General features: G+C 62.3%; 21 protein-coding genes. 9 read left to right on the top strand and 12 right to left on the bottom strand.

Going from position 1 to position 22903, the window contains the following annotated elements; genetic code table 11:
* Positions 1-132 precede the first annotated feature (132 nt).
* From ureE to AC07W7_RS14025, 5 genes are all read left to right on the top strand, one after another.
* Positions 133-633 carry an urease accessory protein UreE gene (ureE, locus tag AC07W7_RS14045; protein ID WP_076961543.1) on the top strand — a complete coding sequence of 167 codons (501 nt, stop codon included), beginning with the start codon at positions 133-135 and terminating at the stop codon, positions 631-633.
* Positions 630-1304, top strand: coding sequence for an urease accessory protein UreF (locus AC07W7_RS14040; protein ID WP_495039513.1), 675 nt, complete (start codon positions 630-632; stop codon positions 1302-1304). The genes ureE and AC07W7_RS14040 overlap by 4 nt, the downstream gene beginning before the upstream one ends.
* Positions 1305-1313: 9 nt before the next feature.
* Positions 1314-1928 (top strand): urease accessory protein UreG, encoded by a 615-nt coding sequence (ureG, locus tag AC07W7_RS14035; RefSeq protein ID WP_076961545.1) that lies wholly within the window; start codon positions 1314-1316, stop codon positions 1926-1928.
* Between the two features lie 23 nt (positions 1929-1951).
* Positions 1952-2524 carry a HupE/UreJ family protein gene (locus AC07W7_RS14030; RefSeq protein WP_197883875.1) on the top strand — a complete coding sequence of 191 codons (573 nt, stop codon included), beginning with the start codon at positions 1952-1954 and terminating at the stop codon, positions 2522-2524.
* A 184-nt stretch (positions 2525-2708) separates the two neighbouring features.
* Positions 2709-3830, top strand: coding sequence for an AGE family epimerase/isomerase (locus AC07W7_RS14025; protein ID WP_076961547.1), 1122 nt, complete (start codon positions 2709-2711; stop codon positions 3828-3830).
* 111 nt (positions 3831-3941) lie between these two features.
* On the opposite strand, the gene AC07W7_RS14020 is transcribed toward AC07W7_RS14025, so the two are convergent.
* The 9 genes from AC07W7_RS14020 to amaB all read right to left on the bottom strand — a co-directional run bounded on the left by AC07W7_RS14020 (position 3942) and on the right by amaB (position 14941).
* Positions 3942-4847 carry a cation diffusion facilitator family transporter gene (locus AC07W7_RS14020; protein ID WP_495039512.1) on the bottom strand — a complete coding sequence of 302 codons (906 nt, stop codon included), beginning with the start codon at positions 4845-4847 and terminating at the stop codon, positions 3942-3944.
* Positions 4848-4950: 103 nt separating this feature from the next.
* Complete coding sequence (locus AC07W7_RS14015; RefSeq protein ID WP_076961549.1) at positions 4951-5715, bottom strand: SDR family oxidoreductase; 765 nt, start codon at positions 5713-5715, stop codon at positions 4951-4953.
* 778 nt (positions 5716-6493) lie between these two features.
* Complete coding sequence (locus AC07W7_RS14010) at positions 6494-7210, bottom strand: ABC transporter ATP-binding protein (protein ID WP_057437450.1); 717 nt, start codon at positions 7208-7210, stop codon at positions 6494-6496.
* Positions 7207-8082 (bottom strand): ABC transporter ATP-binding protein, encoded by an 876-nt coding sequence (locus tag AC07W7_RS14005; RefSeq protein WP_169863799.1) that lies wholly within the window; start codon positions 8080-8082, stop codon positions 7207-7209. The genes AC07W7_RS14010 and AC07W7_RS14005 overlap by 4 nt, the downstream gene beginning before the upstream one ends.
* The gene (livM, locus tag AC07W7_RS14000) at positions 8079-9356 is read right to left on the bottom strand and encodes a high-affinity branched-chain amino acid ABC transporter permease LivM (RefSeq protein WP_057958171.1); all 1278 of its coding nucleotides are present in this window, start codon (positions 9354-9356) and stop codon (positions 8079-8081) included. The genes AC07W7_RS14005 and livM overlap by 4 nt, the downstream gene beginning before the upstream one ends.
* A 2-nt stretch (positions 9357-9358) precedes the next feature.
* A complete protein-coding gene (locus AC07W7_RS13995) occupies positions 9359-10273 on the bottom strand; it encodes an ABC transporter permease subunit (RefSeq protein ID WP_057437447.1) in 915 nt (304 codons plus the stop codon).
* Between the two features lie 222 nt (positions 10274-10495).
* Positions 10496-11632 carry a branched-chain amino acid ABC transporter substrate-binding protein gene (locus AC07W7_RS13990; RefSeq protein ID WP_169863801.1) on the bottom strand — a complete coding sequence of 379 codons (1137 nt, stop codon included), beginning with the start codon at positions 11630-11632 and terminating at the stop codon, positions 10496-10498.
* Between the two features lie 376 nt (positions 11633-12008).
* Positions 12009-13292 (bottom strand): L-pipecolate oxidase, encoded by a 1284-nt coding sequence (gene amaA, locus AC07W7_RS13985; protein WP_076961552.1) that lies wholly within the window; start codon positions 13290-13292, stop codon positions 12009-12011.
* Positions 13293-13450: 158 nt separating this feature from the next.
* Positions 13451-14941, bottom strand: a complete 1491-nt coding sequence (gene amaB / locus AC07W7_RS13980; RefSeq protein ID WP_099170141.1) for an L-piperidine-6-carboxylate dehydrogenase — start codon at positions 14939-14941, stop codon at positions 13451-13453.
* A 150-nt stretch (positions 14942-15091) separates the two neighbouring features.
* Here amaB and AC07W7_RS13975 point away from each other — a divergent pair, with 150 nt between their 5' ends.
* The 3 genes from AC07W7_RS13975 to nadE all read left to right on the top strand — a co-directional run bounded on the left by AC07W7_RS13975 (position 15092) and on the right by nadE (position 18197).
* Positions 15092-15982 carry a LysR family transcriptional regulator gene (locus AC07W7_RS13975; RefSeq protein ID WP_495039511.1) on the top strand — a complete coding sequence of 297 codons (891 nt, stop codon included), beginning with the start codon at positions 15092-15094 and terminating at the stop codon, positions 15980-15982.
* 169 nt (positions 15983-16151) lie between these two features.
* The gene (pncB, locus tag AC07W7_RS13970; RefSeq protein ID WP_076961555.1) at positions 16152-17366 is read left to right on the top strand and encodes a nicotinate phosphoribosyltransferase; all 1215 of its coding nucleotides are present in this window, start codon (positions 16152-16154) and stop codon (positions 17364-17366) included.
* 3 nt (positions 17367-17369) lie between these two features.
* Positions 17370-18197, top strand: a complete 828-nt coding sequence (gene nadE, locus AC07W7_RS13965; RefSeq protein ID WP_495039510.1) for an NAD(+) synthase — start codon at positions 17370-17372, stop codon at positions 18195-18197.
* Positions 18198-18330: 133 nt separating this feature from the next.
* On the opposite strand, the gene azu is transcribed toward nadE, so the two are convergent.
* Positions 18331-18777: an azurin gene (gene azu / locus AC07W7_RS13960; protein WP_076961557.1), complete on the bottom strand. Its 447-nt coding sequence runs from the start codon at positions 18775-18777 to the stop codon at positions 18331-18333.
* Positions 18778-19160: 383 nt separating this feature from the next.
* Between azu and AC07W7_RS13955 the strand changes: the two genes are divergently transcribed.
* On the top strand, positions 19161-19349 hold the full coding sequence (locus tag AC07W7_RS13955; protein ID WP_076961558.1) for a hypothetical protein: 189 nt from the start codon (positions 19161-19163) through the stop codon (positions 19347-19349).
* 88 nt (positions 19350-19437) lie between these two features.
* On the opposite strand, the gene AC07W7_RS13950 is transcribed toward AC07W7_RS13955, so the two are convergent.
* Complete coding sequence (locus AC07W7_RS13950) at positions 19438-20328, bottom strand: transglutaminase family protein (RefSeq protein ID WP_169863808.1); 891 nt, start codon at positions 20326-20328, stop codon at positions 19438-19440.
* Entirely contained in the window at positions 20328-22814 is a 2487-nt protein-coding gene (locus AC07W7_RS13945) for a circularly permuted type 2 ATP-grasp protein (RefSeq protein WP_076961560.1), read from the bottom strand. The genes AC07W7_RS13950 and AC07W7_RS13945 overlap by 1 nt, the downstream gene beginning before the upstream one ends.
* Between the last annotated feature and the right edge of the window lie 89 nt (positions 22815-22903).

Here is a 22903-nt window from a genome sequence, read left to right as displayed (position 1 = left end):
GTCAAGCCTTCTCCGCGCCTGCGGCCTGTTTAGTGGCGAAACATCCTACATCCACGATGTTTTCCTACACCACGCCTGATTGGCAAGCCCCTTGCTCTAGCCTGTTTATCGCTCATAGCTGGAAGCTTCCCGATGCTGGTGATCCACCGCCGAATTGCGCCCCAACCCATCTGGGCTGCGGAGTTGCTGCTGAACTTCGACGCCCGCAGCAAAAGCCGCCTGCGCTGTTTCAGTGCCGAGGGTGAAGACGTCGGCCTGTTTCTGGAGCGCGGCCAGCCGCCGCTGTACGACGGCGAATGCCTACAGGCTGAAGACGGACGTGTCGTACGCGTCTGCGCACGCCCTGAACAACTGCTGCACGTGACCTGCAGCAGCGCCTTTGAACTGACCCGTGCGGCCTATCACCTGGGCAACCGCCATGTGGCCCTGCAAGTGGGGGATGGCTGGCTGCGCCTGCTCGATGACTACGTGCTCAAGGCCATGCTGGAGCAGTTGGGGGCCCACACCCAAACCCTCGAAGCACCGTTCCAGCCCGAACACGGCGCCTACGGTGGCGGTCACCATCACTCGCGCCACGGGGATGAAGACTTCAACTACCCGCCCAAACTGCATCAGTTCGGCGTGCGCCTGTGAACCCGGCCTGGGCGCTGCTGCGTCTGGCCAGTCCGCAATTGCCGATTGGCGGCTACAGCTATTCCCAGGGCCTGGAAATGGCCGTGGACAATGCCCGTGTCCGCGATGCCGACAGCGCCCGCCGCTGGATCAGCGACCAGCTGCTGCTCAACCTCGCACGCTTCGAGGCGCCACTGTTGCTTGCCCATTGCCAGGCCGCTGCGGACCAGGATTGGGAACGCCTGCGCCAATGGTGTGAAGAACACCGCGCCAGCCGCGAAACCCGCGAACTGTTCCAGGAGAGCCGGCAAATGGGCTACTCCCTGCAACAACTGCTCAACGGCCTGCCGGAATTGGATGACGCGGCACGGCGTTTTCTCGACGCCACCCACGAACCCCATCTGGCCCTGGGCTGGGCACTGGCGGCCCGTGCCTGGGCGATCAGCCCCGACGACGCCCTGACCGCCTGGCTGTGGAGCTGGCTGGAAAACCAATTGGCGGTGCTGATGAAAACCCTGCCCCTGGGCCAGCAAGCCGCCCAACGCCTGACCAGCGAACTGCTGCCCTTGCTGCAACAGGCCCAGCAGGACGCCAGCCAGCGCGACCCTCATCACTTTGGCAGCGCCGCCTTCGGCCTGTCCCTGGCATGCATGGCCCATGAGCGCCAGTACAGCCGCCTGTTCCGTTCCTAGGAGAACCCCATGAACACACAACCTTTGCGCGTCGGCATCGGCGGCCCCGTCGGCTCCGGCAAGACCGCCCTGACCCTGGCGCTGTGCCTGGCCCTGCGCGATCGCTACAACCTGGCGGTGGTCACCAACGATATCTATACCCGCGAAGACGCCGACTTCCTGGTGCGCAACCAGGCCCTGGCGCCCGAGCGCATTATCGGTGTGGAAACCGGCGGCTGCCCGCACACGGCGATTCGCGAAGATGCCTCGATCAACCTCGAAGCGGTGGATCAACTGAACCGGCGTTTTCCCGGCCTCGACCTGATCCTGGTGGAGTCCGGCGGCGACAACCTGTCGGCCACCTTCAGCCCCGAGCTGTCGGACCTGACGATCTACGTGATCGATGTGTCGGCCGGCGACAAGCTGCCGCGCAAAGGTGGGCCGGGGATCTGCAAATCGGACCTGCTGGTGATCAACAAGATCGACCTGGCGCCGCTGGTCGGCGCCTCGCTGGAACTGATGAACAGCGACACCCAGCGCATGCGTGGCGGCAAGCCGTTTGTGTTCAGTAACCAGAAAACCGGCGTTGGCCTGGAAGCAATCGTCGCCTTTATCGAACGCCAGGGCCTGCTGACCGCAGCCTGAGCCCTCTTACCAAGGAGCTGTTTATGAGCCTCAACACCCTGTTTGCCGCCGCCCTCCTGCTACTGGCCCCGACCCTGGCCCTGGCCCACCCGGGTCATGGCGACAATGGCCTGGTGGCCGGTATCAGCCATCCCCTCGGCGGGCTGGACCATTTGCTGGCGATGCTGGCCGTCGGCCTGTGGGCGGCGCAGCAACAAGGCGCGGCGCGCTGGGCGCTGCCGTGTACGTTTGTCGGCACCATGCTGCTGGGTGGCGTGCTGGGTTTTGAAGGGTTGGCCTTGCCGGCCCTGGAAAGCGGGATTGCCGCGTCGGTATTGGCCCTGGGCCTGGCGGTGGCCTTGGCGATTCGCCCACCGCTGGCGGTGGCCGTGGCCGCAACAGCCGTGTTTGCGCTGTTCCATGGCGTGGCCCATGGCCTGGAGCTGCCGGATATGACCAGCCCGTGGGCGTATGCGGCCGGGTTTGTCGGGGCGACGGCGGTGCTGCATGCGGCCGGGTATGCGCTGGTGCGTTTCCTGCCGGCTGCGGCGGCGCCGCTGGTGCGGGTGGCGGGGGCGGCTTCGGCGGCGACTGGAGTCTGGTTGCTGGCGGGCTGAGTGATGCAGTGCTGTTGAGGGCCTCATCGCGAGCAAGCCCGCTCCCACATTTGACCGAGTTGTACCTTTGGAATGGGGTCGAATGTGGGAGCGGGCTTGCTCGCGATAGCGGTAGCAAAACCACCGCAGCCCCCAAGCCTGCTAACATGCGCGGCAAACACCCCTGCCGTGACGACGCCAGCCGATGCCCATCGCTCCAAGCTCTGCCCTCAAACCTCAATTGAACGCGGTGCTCGCGCACTTCAACGACCTGATCGTGCCGCTCTGGCAGGGCCCGGGCTGGAATGCCGAGTTGGCGCTGCCCTATGAGGCGCTGGACGCCGACCACCGCCCTTTGCCCCCACAACGCTACCGCGCCATGGCCTGTGCCCGGCAGTTGTATGTGTTTGCCAGCCTGATCGGCGAGCCAGGCAAAGAGTTTGCGCAAGAACGCGCCGCAGCGTTGTTTCGCTCGCTGCAACGGCACTTCCATGACGCCGAACACGGTGGCTGGTTCTACAGCATCGACCCCCACGGCAATCCGCTGGACCAGCGCAAAGACCTGTATACCCACGCCTTTATCATCTTCGCCTGCGCCCATTACTGGGCCAAGGTCCGCGAGCCGTTGGTGGAGTCGGTGCTCAATGCCGCCCTGGAGGTGGTCGCCGAGCGCTTTGCCACGGGTGACGGCCTGTATGAGGCGGTACTGGAGCGCAACTGGTCGTCCCTCAAGTCCGGCCCGCTGCAGAACCCGCTGATGCATCTGGCCGAAGGCTTGCTTGCCACCCTCGCCGTACGGGAAGACGCGGCGGTGCAACAGGCCCTGCTGGCACTGGCGACGGCCATGCAGCAGCGCTTTATCGAACGCCAGCATGGGGTGATGATGGAAAAGCCCCTGGGCGCTGTGGATAACTGGTTCGAGCCGGGGCATCAGTTTGAATGGTTTTTCCTGCTGGAATCCTCGCCCGTACTGCGTGGCACGCCCCTGCATACGTCGCTGAGCCGGGCCTTTGCCTATGCCGAGCAAACGGGTGTGGATAACCTGAGCGGTGCGGTCAGTGGCATGTTGGCGCTGGACGGCAGCGTGCGTGACGCCACCCAGCGGATCTGGGCCCAGGCCGAGTACCTGCGGGCATTGACCTTGCGCCCGGGCAGCGCGGCGGTGCTGGAGCGCCAGTTGCTGGCGTTGCAGCAACATTTTTTGCATGCCAGGGGCTGGAATGAATGCCTGGATGCCAAGGGTGAGGTGAGCCGGCGGGATATGCCGTCGACGACGCCCTACCATTTGGCGACCTGCTATCAGGGGTTGAGCGAGTTTCTCGGCTGATCTTTCTGGCCCCATCGCAGGCAAGCCAGCTCCCACACTTGAAGGGGTTCACCCATCAACAATGTGGGAGCTGGCTTGCCTGCGATAGCCTCACCTCGGTCTAACGGCCGATCAAGCAATCCACTTGCGGTCCCCAGTAAAGCTGATCGTCAACCACCGTGCCTTGTCCGCCGCGCCCAGCCCTGTGGATATCTCTTCACGCAGCCCGTCGAGCGTCGCGACCTTATCCACCGGGTAATCGGCCGACAGCACCACATGAATCTCGATAAACCGCGCCCGCCCGTGTTTCTGCACGTAGGACACGTAGTCCTCGAAACCATGCCGGGCCTGGGCCGCGTCCATCACTTCGCGCACCTTGTCGTCCAACTGGTCGGGGGCAATCCCCAGCACATCGCGCAAGGCCGGGCGCAGGATCTTCAAGGCCGGCGCCAGCATGCTCAGGGCCAGCAGGATCAGGATCAAGGGGTCGACATACACCGCCCACTCGCCATAGCCCTGGGACTTGAGCAGCAGCGCGGCGAGGAAGCTCACCAGCAGGCCCACAGAGAGCATCGCGTCTACCAGCCAACTGATGTTGTCGAACTGGATCAGCGACGACTGCAGCTTGCGGTTGCGGTGGCGCACATAGAAGAAGTAGGCGAACTCAACCACGGTAAACACCGCAGCGTAGATGATCACCAGCCCCAACTCGATTTCGCGCCCGCCATTGATAATGCCGAACACCCCGTTGAGAAACGCGTAGATGGCGATCAACAGCAGGAAACTGCCTTCGATCAGCAACACCATCGGTTCCAGGTGCCAGTAGCCGAACTGGAAGCGGTCGTTGCTTTTCTTGGCGATCAGCTTGGCCGTGATCAGCATCAGCACCTTGATAAAGGTCGCGATCAACGAGAAAAAACCGTCGAATAAAATGGATTGGGCGCCTGATATCACACCCGTGACAATCCCGGCGATCGCCACGGCGAACATCAGGATCGTCGATTGTTTGAGCAGTGCCTGCTCACCTCGGTTACTCACATATCCTCCTGTCAAAACCTTTAAACCGCTGGGTGCGGTGGGGTTTCCAGGAGGAGAGTGTACCTTATGCCCTGTTTTGACCGATTTGACGCCTTTACGAGCCTTACTTGGCCCCACGCTCAATCGCAAACCCAGCCCAGGTCTGGCTCACCGGCATCAGCTCCAGGCGGTTGATGTTCACGTGCGCCGGGGTGTTCAGCACCCAGAAGATGGTGTCGGCAATGTCCTGCGGCTGGATCGGCTCGGCGCCGGCGTAGGTGGCGTCGTAACGCGCCTGGTCACCGCCGAAGCGCACCAGGGAGAACTCGCTCTCGCACAGGCCCGGTTCGATGTTGGTCACACGCACGCCGGTGCCTTGCAGGTCGCAGCGCAGGTTCAGGGAGAACTGTTTGACGAACGCCTTGGAGCCGCCATACACGTGGCTGCCCGGGTACGGGTAGTTGCCGGCGATGGAGCCCAGGTTGACGATCCCGGCGCCACGGCCATGGGCGATCAGGCGCGGCAGCAACAGGCTGGTGGTGGTCAGCAGGCCCTTGATGTTGGTGTCGACCATGGTCTCCCAATCGTCGAGGCTGCACTTGGGCGCCGGGTCGGTGCCCACGGCCAGGCCCGCGTTGTTGATCAGCCCGCGCAGCTTGCTGAACGACGCCGGCAGGTTGGCAATCGCCTCTTCCATGCCCTTGCGGTCACGCACGTCCACCACCAGGCCATGCACCTCGGTTTGCTTGGAAAGCTCTTCGACCAGGGCATTCAAGCGCTCGGCACGCCGGCCGGTGAGCACCAGTTTCCAGCCTGCCTCGGCAAAGCGACGGGCACAGGCTTCGCCGAAACCTGAGGTGGCGCCAGTAATAAACAGCGTGTCGGACATGGTGTTCTCCTTGTGGGCATCGGGAAAAATCAGCCAGCAGGATGCCCTTACGCCGCCGCCGCGGCAACCGCTATGCACACCCGCCACCCCATACCTGATCATTTTTTAACCGCTTGACGTAGAGCCTTATGAACCGTGGCTTGCAGCCATGTGCGCGCAGGTTATCCACAGCTGCGCCCACAGTCTTTGGGGGCAAGTACAAAACCCTCCAGGCCGCTGTGTACAAGGCTTTCAGGGCGATTCAAAAAGTTTTTTGCTTGACCTTGGGCGGGGCATATGTAGGCCCATGCAGGAGGACACGCCAGGAGGCATGGCTCCAGGCCAGTAAATCCGGCCCCTACACAGGTCTTTCCAGAGTTTAACCACAGACTTATCCACAGGCCTGGAGGTCATGTTTCGGTCATATACCTGTGTCTATGAACAGGTTGACAAAACTTGCGACACCTCATGAAAAAGCCCCTGATCAAAAAACAACCACCACGCTGCAAGCCACGTAAATAAAGGCTTTCAGCCAGCTACTCCCATGTTACCCACAGCCGGTTCCACAGTGGATGGGGACAAGTCATTTGCGTGACAAAACAGGGATTTGCGGCGGCTATATGTCGCGCTTTGGAGGGTGTGTGGATTTGTTTTCCACAATTTGCCGGAAGGCCTGTGGACGATGATCGTTCCCACGCCCCGCGTGGGAATGCCGCCAAGGACGCTCTGCGTCCCAAAGCGTGATGCGCAGCGTCACAGGATGCGCTCCCACGCAGAGCGTGGGAGCGATCAGCGCGGGTTAGTGCCCACCGAGGTAGGCGTTGCGCACTTCCTCGTTCACCAGCAGTTCCTTGCCCGTACCGGTCAGGCGGATTTCGCCGTTGACCATCACATACGCCCGGTCAGACAGGCGCAACGCATGGTTGGCGTTCTGTTCCACCAGAAAGATGGTCATCCCGGTAGCCGCCAGTTCGCGCAAGGTGGCGAAGATCTGCTTCACCACGATCGGCGCCAACCCCAGGCTCGGTTCATCGAGCAGCAACAGCTTGGGCCGGCTCATCAGCGCCCGGGCGATGGCGAGCATTTGCTGCTCGCCACCGGACATGGTCATCGCCCGCTGGTTACGCCGCTCCTTGAGCCGTGGAAACAGCTCGAACATGCGCTGCATATCCTCGCTGGCGTGCTTGTCACCAATGGGGATGGTGCCCATCAGCAGGTTCTCCTCGACGGTCATGTCAGGGAACACCCGCCGCCCTTCCGGGGACTGGGCGATGCCGTTGGAGGCGATGTAGTGGGACGACTTGTGGGTAATGTCCACGCCCTGGTAGAGGATCTGCCCGGACTCGGCCCGCGGCTGGCCGAAGATCGACATCAGCAGCGTGGACTTGCCCGCGCCGTTGGAGCCGATCAGGCTCACGGTCTCGCCCTCGTCGATGTGCAGCGAGACTTTTTTCAGGGCCTGGATCGGGCCATAAAACACATCCAGGTCCTTCATTTCGAGGATAGGCGTACTCATACCAACTCCTCTTCATCGGCGCCCAGGTAGGCCGCGATCACTTTCGGGTCGTTGCGGATCGCTTCCGGCCCACCCTCGGCGATGACGTTGCCGTGGTCCAGCACCACAATATGGTCGGAAATACTCATCACCATGCCCATGTCATGTTCAATCAGCACCACGGTGAGGTCGTGTTCATCGCGCAGCAGGCGAATCATTGCACTGAGGGCTTCGGTTTCCTGGGGGTTGAGGCCCGCCGCCGGTTCGTCCAGGCAGATGATCTGCGGCCGGGTGCACATGGCGCGGGCGATTTCCAGGCGGCGCTGCTGGCCGTAGGACAGCTCGCCAGCCAGGCGGTTGGCACAGTCCACCAGGTCCACCACTTCCAGCCAGTAAAAGGCGTGGTCCAGCGCATCGCTTTCTGCCTTGCGGTAGCCCTTGGTGTTGAGGATGCCCGCCAGCATGTTGCGGTTGACCCACATGTGCTGGGCCACCAGCAGGTTTTCCACCACTGACATTTCCTTGAACAGGCGAATGTTCTGGAAGGTGCGCGCCAGGCCGGCGCGGTTCACCAGGTGGGTGCCGCCGAACATCTTGTAGTACACCCGGCTGAAAAAGCTTTTGGGCGACACGAAGTCGGTAGACTTGAAGCGCTCGCCAAGCAACTGGATCACGTTGGTCTGCTTGCCACGGATGTTGAGTTCGATCTTGCCGCCGCTGGCCGTGTAGAAGCCGGTCAGGCAGTTGAACACCGTGGTCTTGCCCGCGCCGTTGGGGCCGATCAGAGCGAAGATCGAGTTGCGTTCGACCTTGAGGCTCACATCGCTCAAGGCCTTGATGCCACCGAAGTGCATCATCAGGTGTTCCACGTTGAGGACCACTTCCTTGCTCATGGCGCCACCCCCTTGCGTGGTGTCACACCGCTACGGCTGATCCGAATCAGGCCCCGTGGCCGCCAGATCATCATCACCACCATCAACACGCCAAACAGCAACACCCGGTACTCGGAGAAGCTGCGCAGCAACTCAGGCGCCACGGTCAGCACGAACGCGGCAATCACCACGCCCACCGTCGAGCCCATGCCGCCCAGTACCACGATGGCCAGGATCAACGCCGACTCGAAGAAGGTGAACGAAGACGGATTGACGAAGCCCTGGTAGCTGGCAAAGAACACCCCGGCCAGGCCGGCCGTCGAGGCGCCGATGGTGAAGGCCGAGAGCTTGACCAGCACATGGTTCAGGCCCATGGAGCGGCAGGCGATCTCATCCTCACGCAAAGCTTCCCAGGCGCGGCCCACCGGCATGCGGGTCAGGCGGTGCTTGATGTACAGCACGGCCAGCACCACCAGGAACAGCACGATGTAGATAAACAGGAACTTCACGTTGGGGTTGTAGGCAATGCCAAAGAACTCATGGAACGGCACCCCGCCTTCCTTGGCGCGCCGGCCAAATTCCAGGCCGAGGAAGGTCGGCGATGGCACCGGCATGCCATTGGGCCCACCGGTAAACGACAGCCAGTTATTGAGCACCAGGCGGATGATTTCACCAAAGCCCAGGGTCACGATGGCCAGGTAGTCACCGTGCATGCGTAACACCGGGAATCCGAGAATACATCCGGCCAACGCCGCCGCGATGGCCGCCAGTGGCAGCACCGTCCAAAACCCCAGCCCGAGGTACTGGTAACCCAGGGCCAAGCCATAGGCGCCGATGGCGTAGAACGCCACGTAGCCCAGGTCGAGCAGCCCGGCCAGGCCGACCACGATGTTCAGGCCCAGCCCGAGCAACACGTAGATCAGCCCGAGGATCACCACGGTCAGCAGGTACTTGTTGGCGAAAAACGGAAAGACAATGGCGATCACGATCAGCGCCGGGATGATCCAGCGCAGCCGCGACTTGTAGTCCGGCGCCAGCACATGCACCCCGGAGCCCGAGCTTTCAAAACCCTGGAGGATCTTCAAGCCCTTGGGGGTTTGCAGGAACAGGCTCATGACCAGGCGCCCGGCCATGACAATGGCCACCAGCAAGCCGACGCGGGCCGGTTCCAGGTTGAAGCTGTAGCCGTCCAGGACCACACCGACGATGGGCCCGAACACGATCAGCGAAATCAGCCCGGCAAGGACCGCATCGACCACACTTTTCTTGATATCGATAGATTTGGCAGCAGACATGTTTACACCTTCGCCACGAGCGGGCGACCAAGCAGGCCCTGGGGACGGAAAATCAGAATCACCACCAGCAGGGAGAAACTGAACACGTCTTTGTAGTCAGAGTTGATCAACCCCGAGAACAGCGACTCGGAAATCCCCAGGATGATCCCGCCCAGCATCGCCCCAGGCAGGGAGCCGATGCCGCCGAGTACCGCTGCGGTAAATGCCTTGATGCCGATGATAAAGCCGGCATAGAAGTCGAACGTGCCGTAGTTGAGGGTGATCAGCACACCGGCCAGGGCCGCCATGGCAGCACCGATGACAAACACGTAGGAGATCACGCGGTCGGTGTTGATCCCCAGGATCGAGGCCATCTTGCGGTCTTGCTGAGTCGCGCGGCACATGCGGCCCAGCTTGGTGTACTTGATGATGTAGGTCAGCAGCGCCATGCCGGCAAAGGCCGCGACCAGGATGAAGACCTTGGTGTAGGTCAACTGCACGAACCCGGTGCCGATATCGACGCGCCAGGCGCCGGCCAGCAGGGTGGGAATGCCTTGTTGCTTGGCGCCCTGGGCGATCTGCGCGTAGTTCTGCAGGATCAGCGAAATGCCGATGGCGCTGATCAGCGGGGCCAGGCGCGTGGAGTTACGCAACGGTTTGTAGGCGACACGCTCGATGACCCAACCATAGACGCCGGTGACGACGACGGTGAACACCAGGGTGCCAAGAATGAGCAGCGGGAAGGATTCGAGGCCAAAGTAAGCCAGCAGTGCCAGACTGATCGCCGCGAGGTAAGCGGAAATCATATAAACCTCGCCGTGGGCGAAGTTGATCATGCCAATGATGCCATAGACCATTGTGTAGCCGATGGCGATCAGGCCGTAGACCGACCCGAGGGTCAGGCCGTTGACCAGTTGCTGCAGGAAAATACCATCCATAACGCAATCTCACGCGGTGAGAACCTGCACACCCTTGGGTGTGCGGCCCTTCTGGAGGAAAAGACAGATTGGGTGCCGGACGCAATGGCCCGGGCAACCGCGATCCAGTGTGGGAGCTGGCTTGCCGGCGATAGCGGTCTCACATTCAACACAGGTGCTGGCTGTCAGTCCGTCATCGCGGGCAAGCCCGGCTCCCACAAGGGGTCGGTGGTGGCTGGTTGATTACTTCTGCTTTTCCAACTGGTGGTATTTGCCGTTCTTGTCCCACTGGTAAACCACGTAGTCGGAGACTTTCAGGTCACCCTTGGCATCCCATTCCTTCTTGCCCATCACGGTTTGCACCGGGTTGGCCTTGAGCCACTTGGCCGCGTCTTCGCCCTTGTTGGACTTGGCGCCGTTGAAGCCGGCCGCCAGGGCCTGGATCGAGGCGTAGGCGTACAGGGTGTAGCCTTCAGGCTCGGTGCCGTTCTTGCGGAACTCTTCCACCACGGCCTTGCTGTCTGGCAGCAGGCGCGGGTCGGCGCCGAAGGTCATGTAGACGCCATCGACATACTGCGCACCGCCGGCGGTCGCCACCAGTTCGTCGGTCACCACACCATCGTCGGACATGAACTTGACGTCGTTGAGGCCGGCTTCACGGATCTGGCGCACCAGTGGACCGGCTTCCGGGTGCAGGCCGCCGAAGTACACAACGTCGGCCCCCAGTGAACGGATCTTGGTGACCAGGGCGCTGAAGTCTTTCTCGCCACGGGTCAGGCCTTCTTCCAGCACCGGCTTGACGCCGCGCTTGGTCAACTGGGTTGCGGTGGCATCGGCCAGGCCTTTGCCGTAGGTGTCCTTGTCGTTGATGACCGCGACTTTCTTGCCCTTGAGCACATCGACGATGTAGTCGCCGGCCACGATACCCTGCTGGTCGTCACGCCCGCACATGCGGAACATGGCGCCCAGGCCACGCTCGGTCACTTGTGGGTTGGTAGAGCCTGGAGTGATGGCGATGATGCCCGCTTCGTCGTACACCTCGGAGGCTGGAATGGTGTTCGACGAGCAGAAGTGCCCGACCACGCCGATCACTTTGTCCTGGTCGGCCAGACGGTTGGCCACGGCCACGGCCTGCTTGGGTTCGCACGCATCGTCACCGGCCACCAGCTTGATCTGCTCGCCGTTGATCCCGCCCGCCTTGTTGATCACATCGGCTGCCGCCTGGGCACCCTTCATGTACTGCTCACCGAAGGCCGCGTTGGCACCGGTCATGGGACCTGCCACGCCAATCTTCACATCAGCCTGAACAAACGTAGAAACACCCAGCGCGGCAGCTACCGCGAGGGCCAGGAAACCTTTCTTGTAAAACGTCTGGGACATGAGTGGTGCTCCGAGTTTTTTATTGAATGGGCACTGCAATTTCACTGCAAACTTTCACTTGAAAGCTGAGAGCAAGCGGCGTGCCATTGCGTTTTTATATTTCAAAAAGACACGGTGTCATTGTTATTACAGGCGTTTCGGTGCCTTTTTGCCGGGACGTGCAACCCTCTGCAACGCAGAGGTGCAACCTGAGACCCGAAAGAGTGAAACCCACCCATTGGACTGATGTCAGCCAGCCATCAAGCGCCCCTTCAGGCATCTGTAACCACGGGCGTAACGGAAGTGCACATTTACAGTGCGCCACTGCTACGACTCGCACCAATACAGATTAGTAGCCGGCTAAGAAAATGCCGGCTTTTGAGGGGTATTTCGCTGATCAGATGACAATTCGCAGGCATTGGCCGGCGTGATACAGGGAAAACCCGGCTTCATACAGGCAACTGCGCAGGCCCGCCCCGGCCAGCGGCTGCATGGGGGCGAATGGAATCGGCAGGGCCTGGGGATTGTGGTGACACAGGTAGTCGGCAAACGCCTTGCCCACCACCGTCCCGGTGGTCACGCCGCGCCCGTTGTAGCCGGTGACGGCCACCAAACCGGGCGCCGGCTCGAACAGGCGCATCAGGTGGTCCGGGGTGAAGGCGATGCAGCCGGTCCAGGTGTATTCCCAGTCCACCGCCTTGAGGAACGGGAAATAGTGTTGCTGTACGCGATCGGCCCAGGCCTTGAGGAACCAGGTGGGTTTCTGGCTGCCGTTGCCCAGGCTGCCCAGCAATAACCGCCCCTCGGCATCGCGGCGGATGCTGCTCAGCACCTGGCGGGTATCCCAGGAGCCCTGGCCGCCCGGCAGGATCTGTTGCGCGGCAGCATCGCTCAAGGGCGCGGAGGCCACCTGATAGTAATAACCGGGGAAAAAATTGCGCCGCAGCTCGGTCCATTCACCTTCGGTGTAGGCGTTGGAAGCAATCACCACTTGGGCCGCCTGCACCGCGCCCTGGGCCGTTTGCACAGACCAGTACTGGCCCTGGCGCTCCAGTTGGGTCACCGGCGAATGATCGAACAACTGCCCGCCCAGGCCCACCGCGGCATTGGCCAGGCCACTGGTGTAGGCCATCGGGTTCAAGGTGCCGGCACGCCGGTCGAGCAAGGCGGCGGCAATCTTTTGGGTGCCGGTGGCCTGCGCGCACGCAGCACCGGTCAGCAGCTCCACGGGCGCGCCACGGCGCTTCCATTGTTCCTCGCGGCTGCGCAGGTCGGCTTCGCCACGGGCGTTGTGCGCCATGTGCAACGTGCCCTCGCGGCGCAGCTGGCAATCAATCTGGTACTGGTCGATCAGGCTGAACACCAGGGACGGCGCTGCGCCAAGCATGCGGTTGAGCTGGCTGCCCACCGCCGTGCCGAAACCCGCTTCGATCTCGTCCGGGGGGATCCACATCCCGGCGTTGACCAGGCCAACGTTACGCCCCGAGCCACCATGGCCGGTGCGATGGGCCTCCAGCACGCACACGCTTTTACCTTGCTCCAGCAGATGGATGGCCGCTGACAAACCGGTGATACCGGCGCCGATCACGCACACATCGGCTTTTACTTCGCCCGTGAGCGCGGCGCGATCCGGCCGGCCAGGGGTCAGGTGTTCCCACAAACACGCTTCGCGTAATGGCATTGCCAGACTCCGGGATGAGACCTAACAAACAATTGTTGAACTGCAAACCCGATCAACTGTGGGAGCTGGCTTGCCTGCGATAGCGGTATTGGATTCGCCATCGCCATCGCCATCGCAGGCAAGCCAGCTCCCACATTGACCGCATTTCGGCTGGAGGCTCAGTCGAAGGTAATGCCCTGGGCCAACGGCAGTTCCAGCGAATAGTTCACGGTATTGGTCTGCCGACGCATATACCCACGCCACGCATCCGAGCCCGATTCACGCCCGCCGCCGGTTTCTTTCTCGCCGCCAAACGCGCCGCCAATCTCCGCGCCACTCGGCCCGATATTGACGTTGGCAATCCCGCAATCACTGCCCACCGCCGACATGAACTGCTCGGCCTCGCGTACATCGGTGGTAAAGATGCACGACGACAGGCCCTGCGGCACGGCGTTATTCAGGCGCAACGCCTCGGTGAAGTCCTTGTAGCCCACCACATACAGAATCGGCGCAAACGTCTCGCTGCACACCACATCGCTCTGCTCGGGCATTTCCACAATGGCCGGCGACACGTAGTAAGCATTGGGGAACTGCTCCTGCAACTGGCGCTTGCCGCCAAACACCTTGCCGCCTTCGCTCAAGGCCTGTTCCAGGGCGTCCTGCATATTTTCAAAGCTGTGTTTGTCGATCAGCGGGCCGACCAGGTTGCCTTGCAGCGGGTGACCGATGCGCACCTTGGCATAGGCAGCCTTGAGCCGCGTGACGATGTCTTCCTTGACCGACTCGTGGGCGATCAGCCGGCGCAAGGTGGTGCAGCGCTGGCCAGCCGTGCCGACCGCGCTGAACAGGATGGCGCGCACAGCCATGTCCAGGTCGGCGCTGGGGCCGAGGATCATCGCGTTATTGCCGCCCAACTCCAGAATGCTGCGGGCAAACCGTGCGGCGACCTTGGGCGCCACTTCGCGCCCCATGCGCGTGCTGCCGGTGGCGCTGATCAGCGCCACGCGCGGGTCGTCCACCAGGGCGGCGCCGGCATCGCGCCCACCGATGACCACCTGGCTGAGATAGGGCGGCGCGTCGCTGAAGTTCTTCGCCACCCGCTCGAACAAAGCCTGGCAGGCCAGGGCGGTGAGTGGGGTCTTTTCCGAGGGTTTCCAGATCACCGCGTTGCCGCACACCAGGGCCAGCGCGGTGTTCCACGCCCACACCGCCACGGGGAAGTTGAAGGCGCTGATCACGCCCACCACGCCCAGCGGGTGCCAGGTTTCACGCATATGGTGGCCAGGGCGCTCGGAGGCGATGGTCAAACCGTACAGTTGGCGCGACAGGCCCACGGCGAAATCGCAGATATCGATCATTTCCTGCACTTCACCCAGGCCTTCCTGGGTGATCTTGCCGGCTTCCCAGGACACCAGCTCGCCCAGGTCGGCCTTGTACTTGCGCAGCAGGTCGCCGAACTGGCGCACCAGTTCACCGCGACGAGGCGCCGGCACCTTGCGCCAGGCGTCGAATGCATGCTCGGCGCGACTGACCTGCTGTTCGACCTCGGCCGCGCCCTCCCAGTGCACACTGGCAATGCGGCTGCCATCGATAGGCGAATGCACAGGCTGTTTCCCCGCCTGGTACAACGCCGGGTCTACGCCGAGACGATCAAGCAATGCGGCAACCATGGGTCACTCCTTCAATCCAGCAAGAAAAATTGCGCCGCGCCCCGCACGACGATCCAGACCTTATTTGTAGCTGGCCCCAGGCTTGCCAACAAACGACGATTAGGCGAGATATCATTCCGTTTATTCATGCAAACCCCAAAGAGGCGTGCCGTGCTCAATAAAAGACATTTGCCCTCGATCACCGCCCTGCAATGCTTCGAGGCCGTGACCCGCCACCTGAGCTTCACCCGCGCCGCCGAGGAGTTGAACCTCACCCAGAGCGCCGTCAGCAAGCAGGTCGCGCAATTGGAAGAGTTGCTGCAGCACCTGCTGTTTCGCCGGGTGCGTCGGCGCTTGCAGATGACCCCGGCAGGCGACCTGTACCTGGTGGAAGTGCGCAAGATCCTGAGCCAGGTGGAGATGTCGACCCACTACCTGCGCTCCTACGGCGGCGAGACCGAAGTACTACGGGTGTCCACGCCCTACACCTTTGGCGCGCGCTGGCTGGTGCCACGGCTCAAGGGCTGGCGCCTGCGCCACCCGCAGATCCACCTGGACCTGTGCAACGAGCAGACGCCGGACGAGTTGCTGCAAGGCAAGGCCGACCTGGCCTTCTACTTCGGCACAGGCGCAAGGCCAGGCACCGAGAGCCTGAAGCTGTTCAGCGAGGAACTGGTGCCGGTATGCGCCCCCGACAGCCTACCGGCCCAGCCCTTGAGCGACCCCACGCAACTGAGCGAGTTGGTGCTGCTGCAAAATGCCTCGCGCCCCCAGGGCTGGCACGACTGGTTCGCCAGCCTCGGCTACCAGACCGAGCACAGCTACCATGGGCCGCGCTTTGACACCTTCTATATGTGCATCCGCGCCGCGCAGGTGGGCTGTGGCGTGGCGTTGTTGCCACGGTTTCTGGTGGAGGAAGAGCTGGCCGACGGCAAGTTGGTGATCCCCTGGCAGCATGCAATGCCCAGCCAGGATGCGTACTACCTGGCGTACCCGGAACATTCGGCCGAGGTGCCCAAGGTGCGGGACTTTGTGAAGTGGATGATGGAGCAGGCTGTTTAGCGCCTGGAATACCGCCATCGCTGGCAAGCCAGCTCCCACATTTGGCATGCATTCTCCTGTGGGAGCTGGCTTGCCAGCGATGACGCCAGAGGCCACGACAAAAAAACCTCTGGCAAAACAACACAGGTCTATGCGCCACTAGCGCCATTCTTGTTTGGAGATTCCCGTTATGAGCGAGAGTGTGTTTGCCGATCGCATCGTGCAGAACCTGCTCGACACCGACTTCTACAAGCTGACCATGATGCAGGCGGTGCTGCACAACTATCCCAACGTGGAAGTTGAATGGGAATTCCGTTGCCGTAACAGCGAAGACCTGCGCCCCTATCTGGCAGAAATCCGCTACCAGATCGAGCGCCTGGCCGAGTTGAGCCTGAGCCCCGACCAGTTGGGCTTCCTGGAACGCATCAGCTTTATGAAGCCGGACTTCCTGCGCTTCCTCGGCCTGTTCCGCTTCAACCTGCGCTATGTGCAGACCGGCATCGAGAACGGCGAGTTGTTTATCCGCCTGCGTGGCCCGTGGCTGCATGTGATCCTGTTTGAAGTGCCGCTGCTGGCCATCGTCAGCGAAGTGCGCAACCGCTATCGCTACCAGAGCATCATCCTGGAGCAGGCCCGCGAGCAGCTGTATCGCAAGTTCGACTGGCTGACCGCCAACGCCAGCAGCGACGAGCTGGCTGAGTTGCAGGTCGCGGACTTCGGCACCCGCCGGCGTTTCTCCTACCGCGTGCAGGAGGAAGTGGTGAATGTGCTCAAGCATGACTTCCCCGGGCGTTTCGTCGGCACCAGCAACGTGCACCTGGCCCGCGAGCTGGACATGAAGCCTTTGGGCACCATGGCCCACGAATGGATCATGGCCCACCAGCAACTGGGCCCGCGGCTGATCGACAGCCAGATCGCCGCCCTCGACTGCTGGGTCCGCGAGTACCGGGGCCTCTTGGGGATCGCCCTGACCGACTGCATCACCACCGATGCCTTCCTCAGCGATTTCGATCTGTACTTCGCCAAGCTGTTCGATGGCCTGCGCCATGACTCCGGCGACCCGGTGCAGTGGGCCGAAAAAGCCATCGCCCATTACCACAAGCTGGGCATCGAGCCGATGAGCAAGACCCTGGTGTTCTCCGACAGCCTGACGCTGCCCAAGGCCCTGGAGATTTTCCGCGCGCTGCGGGGGCGGATCAATGTCAGCTTTGGCATCGGCACCAACCTGACCTGTGACATTCCGGGTGTGGAACCGATGAGCATCGTGCTTAAAATGACTGCCTGCAATGGCCAGCCCGTGGCGAAGATCTCTGATGAAGCGGGCAAGACCCACTGCACGGATCCGAACTTCGTCGCCTATCTGCGCCACGTTTTCAAAGTACCTGCCATCTCTAGCGAGGAGTGAATCATGCAAGCCGTACAGCGTGAGATTGCCCAACAGCTCAAGGTCCAACCACCGTTCCAGGACCACGCCGCCCTTGAAGCCGAAGTGGCCAGGCGGATTACCTTTATCCAGGACTGCCTACTCAACTCGGGGCTCAAGAGCCTGGTGCTGGGCATCAGCGGCGGCGTCGACTCCCTGACCGCCGGCCTCTTGGCCCAACGGGCAATGAAAGAGCTGCGTGCCCGCACAGGCGATGAGGCCTACCGTTTTATTGCGGTGCGCCTGCCTTACGAGACCCAGTTCGACGAACACGATGCCCAGGCCAGCGTCGACTTTATCAACCCCGACGAACGCCACACGGTCAATATCGGCCCGGCGGTCAAGGCCCTGGCCAATGAAGTGGCGGCCTTTGAAGGCAAGGCGGCGATGTCCCGTGATTTTGTGCTGGGCAATACCAAGGCACGGATGCGCATGGTCGCGCAATACACCATCGCCGGCGCTGCGAGCGGCCTGGTGATCGGCACCGACCATGCGGCGGAAGCGGTGATGGGCTTTTTCACCAAGTTTGGTGATGGCGCCTGCGACCTGGCACCGTTGAGCGGGCTGGTGAAAAACCAGGTACGCGCGATTGCGCGGTACTTTGGTGCGCCCGAGTCGCTGGTGGAGAAGATCCCGACGGCCGACCTGGAAGACCTGTCACCGGGCAAGCCGGATGAAGCGTCCCATGGCGTGACCTATACCGAGATCGATGCATTCCTGCACGGCGAAGCGGTGCGCGAGGAAGCGTTCAGGATTATCTGCGAGACCTATCGCAAGACTGGGCACAAGCGGGTGATGCCGTTTGCGCCTTGAGGTAGGCTTGGTGGTTGTGTATTGATTGTCAGGCCGCTATCGCGGGCAAGCCCGCTCCCACATTTGAATGTATTCACACATCAAAATGTGGGAGCGGGCTTGCCTGCGATGCACGATAACGCGGTCTGTGGCCTTACTTCAGGGTCACAGTGCCTTTCATCATCGAGATGTGGCCTGGGAACGAGCAGAAGAACATGTACTTGCCGTCAGCCTTGAGCTTGGACACGTCGAAAGTCACCGAGTCGGTCTCGCCGGCGCCGATAATCTTGGTATGGGCGATGATGCGGGCGTCGTCTTTTTTCAGATAATCGTTGTCGATACCGGCGGCCATGCCCTCGGTTGCAACCGGCTGCATATCGGCTTCGGTGGTCAGTACCCAGTTATGGCCCATGACGTTCTTTGGCAGCTTGCCGGAGTGCTTCAGCTCAACGGTGAACGTCTTGCAGCTCTTATCGATTTCAATGGCCTTGGTGTCGAAGGACATTTGGTCGGTGGAGTCGACAGTGACCTTGCACTCTGCAGCAAGCAACTGGCCGCTAGCCAGAGTCAGCAGGGAAACAGCAACGATTTTGGCAAACATGTGAATCTCCAAGGCAGGGTTTAGAAAACGCATATGCGACAAGGGTGCCTGAGGCAGGCAGATGTTCCAATGATCTGAATCAACAAATTGTATACAACTTTAGGCTATCAGACTGATCGACAGAATCAACCGGCCAAAGTGCCGCACGCTGCTTATGATCGGCCCATCACCCCCCTTCTGGAGTCCGAGCCATGCACCTCAATAGCCTGTTATGCAGCCTGCTTGCCGCTTACGCCTGTGGCGCCAGTGGTACTTACGAAACGGTTAATCTGGACTAACGTTTAAGCAGCAGAGGCGATTCTGAAACCCGATTAACCCTTGGGGCACGTTTAAAGGCAGAATACCCGCCGCTCAACCTCACCTTCGACCCCAGAGGATCGCCCATGGCAAAACCTAATTACTCCTTCGCCAAACGTCAAAGAGACTTGGCCAAGGAACAGAAGAAAGAGGAAAAGCTGCAACGCAAGAAAGCTGCGGCCGACGAAGAAGCAGGCGCACTGAACCCGGATGCCGAAGGTGCAGTGGTGGCTGACGATACCCAAACACCGAAAGACCAGGCACCCGAGGCCTGAGCAACAAGCCCAATGAATACCTGACCTGTGGCAAACGCGCGCCACATACAGCGCGTTCGCCACGGGTGCATTGGCCCTACCGCATCGGTTATTCCAGCGGCATCACCGTCACCCGCACTTCCGGGTCATGGCTGCCCCCTCCCAGGATCACCCCGCGCAACGGCGAGACATCGGAAAAATCCCGGCCCCAGGCCAGGGTGATGTGCTCCAGCGCCGGCTGCACATTGTTGGTCGGATCAAAATCCACCCAGCCCGACAGCGGGCAAAACACCGAGACCCATGCGTGCGACGCATCGGCGCCGATCAGCCGTGGCTGGCCGGGTGGCGGCTGGGTCAGCAGGTAACCACTGATATAGCGCGCCGCCAGGCCCCGTGAGCGCAGGCAGGCGAGCATCAGATGGGCAAAGTCCTGGCACACCCCCCTTCGGCGCTCCAGCACCTCCACCAGCGGCGTGGCGACCTGGGTGGCTTCGGCATCGAAAGTGAACTCGCTGAAAATCTTCTCCATCAACGCCTGCACCCCCAGCAACAGCGGGCGGCCAGCCGGAAAGCAGCTCTCGGAGAACGCGACGAAGTTTTTCTTCAAATGCACGTAGGGCGACTCGAAACGATAGCGGCACGCCTCGATCGCCTGCGCCGACAACGGCTGGCCACTGTAGCTCAGGCTGTTGCGGGTCTGGTCCCAGGGCGGTGACTGGCTGAAGTCCAGCACGGGCCGGGCCAGCACTTCCACGGTCAACCCGGCGTTGACCAGCAGTTCGTCATGGGGCCGCTCGAATGCCAGCCGGGTGATCGGGTTGCCAAACACGTCCAGCTCATCGCGGCGCGCCGTCGGCTCGGGGCTGATCTCCAGTTGCCGCGAGGTGCAGCGCTGCCAGGCACACGGGCGCGGCCACAAGTGCGCCAGTTGCTGGGCCAGGGACACCGGGCTGTCGTAGTGGTAATGGGTATCGTGGAAAATCTGGTAGCGCGCGCTCATCACACAGACACCGTTTGCTGGCTGACATCATCCACATGGGCAAAATGGCGCAGGGCCAGGCGGTCGGAGACCTGCCCGCTCTCATCGGCGACCGCCTGCAACAGGTCCGCCAGGCCATCGAGGGCCGCGCGCACGCTGGCATCGCCAAACAACGGGTTTTCCAGGCAGCCCAGGTCAAAGCGCGACAGGCGTTCCACCAGCGGCGCCAGCCCGGTCTCGCGGGGCACGCCGAAGTCATCGTTGAGGCGGCGCAGGGTGCGGCTCACCAGCTTGAGCTGGAACAGCACCGCATGGGGGTTCTGTTCATCCAGCAGCAACAGGTCCAGCACCGGAATCAATTGCGGCACCGCCAGATAGCGCGAACGGTAGGTGATACTGCTGTTGCCCAGCTCCAGCAACCACTCCAGCCCCGCCTGGTCGAACACCGCCACACCGCGCAGGAAGGCCGCGAGGCTGCTGCTGAGAAATTGCAGGCGCTCGATGCGCCGGCCCATCATCAAAAAGCGCCAGCCTTCGTCGCGGGTCATGTCGTCGAGGGCAAAGCCGGACAAGGCCGCCAGGGACATCACCAGGCGGTTGAGGAAGTCCAGCAATTGGCCGAAGTCCGGGGCCTCGCTTTCCAGCTCCAGGGCTTCGCGCTGCAACTCCACCAGGGCCTGCCAGTTCTCCCGGGACAGCTTGCCGCGCACCTGGGACGCCGCCCACTGCAAACGCTGCAGGTTGGCGCGCAGGCTTGACGGCCAGTCATCACCGAGCAGGGCCTCCAGCAGCCGTTCAGGCAACTCGCCCTCCTCCGGCAGCAGTCGCAGGCTCTCACCAAGTTCTACGGCGGCCTGCAGGGCCAGCGGGTCGTCACCATCGACATAGCGGGCGAGCACGATGCGCAGCCAGCGCGCACTGTTATCGCAGCGCTCGCAGTAACGGCCGAACCAGAACAGGTTCTCCACCACCCGCGAAGGCAAGTACGGATCGCGGCGCACCAGGTCATGGGTGCCTATCACCCGTTGCGCGCGCCATTGCTCGCCACCGGGGGCACGTTCGCCCAGCACCCAGGTGTCCTTGCTCGCCCCACCCCGCTGCATCGACACCACTTCGGCGTCCGCCTGCGCCGCCACGCGGGTCAGGCCGCCCGGCAACACCCGGTAGCCGTCTTCACTGGCTACCGCATACATGCGCATGCCGATGGCGCGATGTTGCAGATGATCATCCACGGTGTGCCAGACCGGCGCCTGGGACAGTTGCGCCAGCTCCTGGGCCACGTAGGCGTATGGACGCGCCTGCATGCGTACGGCCAGGGCCTGGCGCTGTTCGTCGTTCAGGTCGCGGCCAAACACCGGGGCAAAACTTTGCGAGGGGAACGCCGGCTTGATCAGCAGCTCCGGCAGTTTTTCCAGGGCTTCGGCCAGTACTGGCGCTTCGCCGCACCACCAGGTGGCGATGGACGGCAGGATCAGTGCTTCGCCAAACAAAAACTGATTGATCTTCGGCAGGAAACCCAACAGGCCAGGGGACTCCAGCACGCCGGCGCCCAGGGCATTGGCCACCAGCACATTGCCCTGGCGCACCGCGCCCAGCAGGCCGGGCACGCCCAGGGCCGAGTCGGTGCGCAGTTCCAGGGGGTCGCAGAAGTCATCGTCCAGCCGGCGCATGATCGCGTGCACGCGGCGCAGGCCGCTGAGGGTTTTCAGGTACACGGTGCTGTCGCGCACGGTCAGGTCGCCGCCCTCTACCAGGGGGTAGCCAAGCTGGCGGGCCAGGTACAGGTGCTCGAAATAGCTTTCATTGAAGCGCCCCGGAGTCAGCAGCACGATCAGCGGCGGCTGGTCATCGCCGGGGGCCTGGCGGGCCAGGGTTTCCTGCAGGGTGCGGAAGAACCCGGTGAGGTGCTGCACCTGCAAGTCGCGATACAAATCCGGGAAGGCGCGGGAAACGATGGTGCGGTTTTCCAGGGCATACCCGGCGCCGGACGGGGCCTGGGTACGGTCCGCCGTAACCCACCAGCGGCCATCCGGGGTGCGCGCCAGGTCCACCGCGTATAGGTGCAGGAACACCCCATCGGGCGGCTGGATACCCTGGCAAGGCCACAGGAAGTTGTTATGCCCAAACACCAGCTCTGCCGGCAGCAAGCCTTCGGCAATCAGGCGTTGCGGGCCATACAGGTCGGCCAGCACCGCATTGAGCAACCGTGCGCGCTGGGCAATGCCCGCCGACAACTGCGCCCACTCATCCGCTGCCAGCACATGGGGCAGCAAGTCCAGCTCCCAGGGGCGGTCGGCGCCCTTGGGGTCGGCGTAGACGTTGTAGGTCACGCCGTTTTCCTGGATCTGCCGGGTCAGCAGGGCCTGGCGCTGGGCCAGTTGCGCCGGGGTGCTGCGTTGCAGATGGTCGAGCAAACGCCGCCAATGGGCGCGCACTGCACCGCTGTCATCCAGCAGTTCGTGATAAGTGCCCGCAGTCAGCGGGTAACGGTCGAGCAAGTCGGACATGGAACGCTCGGCAGGGGCAAGGGAAGTCAGATTAACCTAACAAACACTGCAAATCCTCTGTGGAAACTGGCCGTGTGTGGGAGCGGGCT

The sequence above is a fragment of the Pseudomonas sp. GW821-FHT01D09 genome (genome assembly GCF_059422465.1).
The sequence above is the reverse complement of the archived record's forward strand: the minus strand, read 5'-3'. Positions and strand labels throughout refer to the sequence as shown.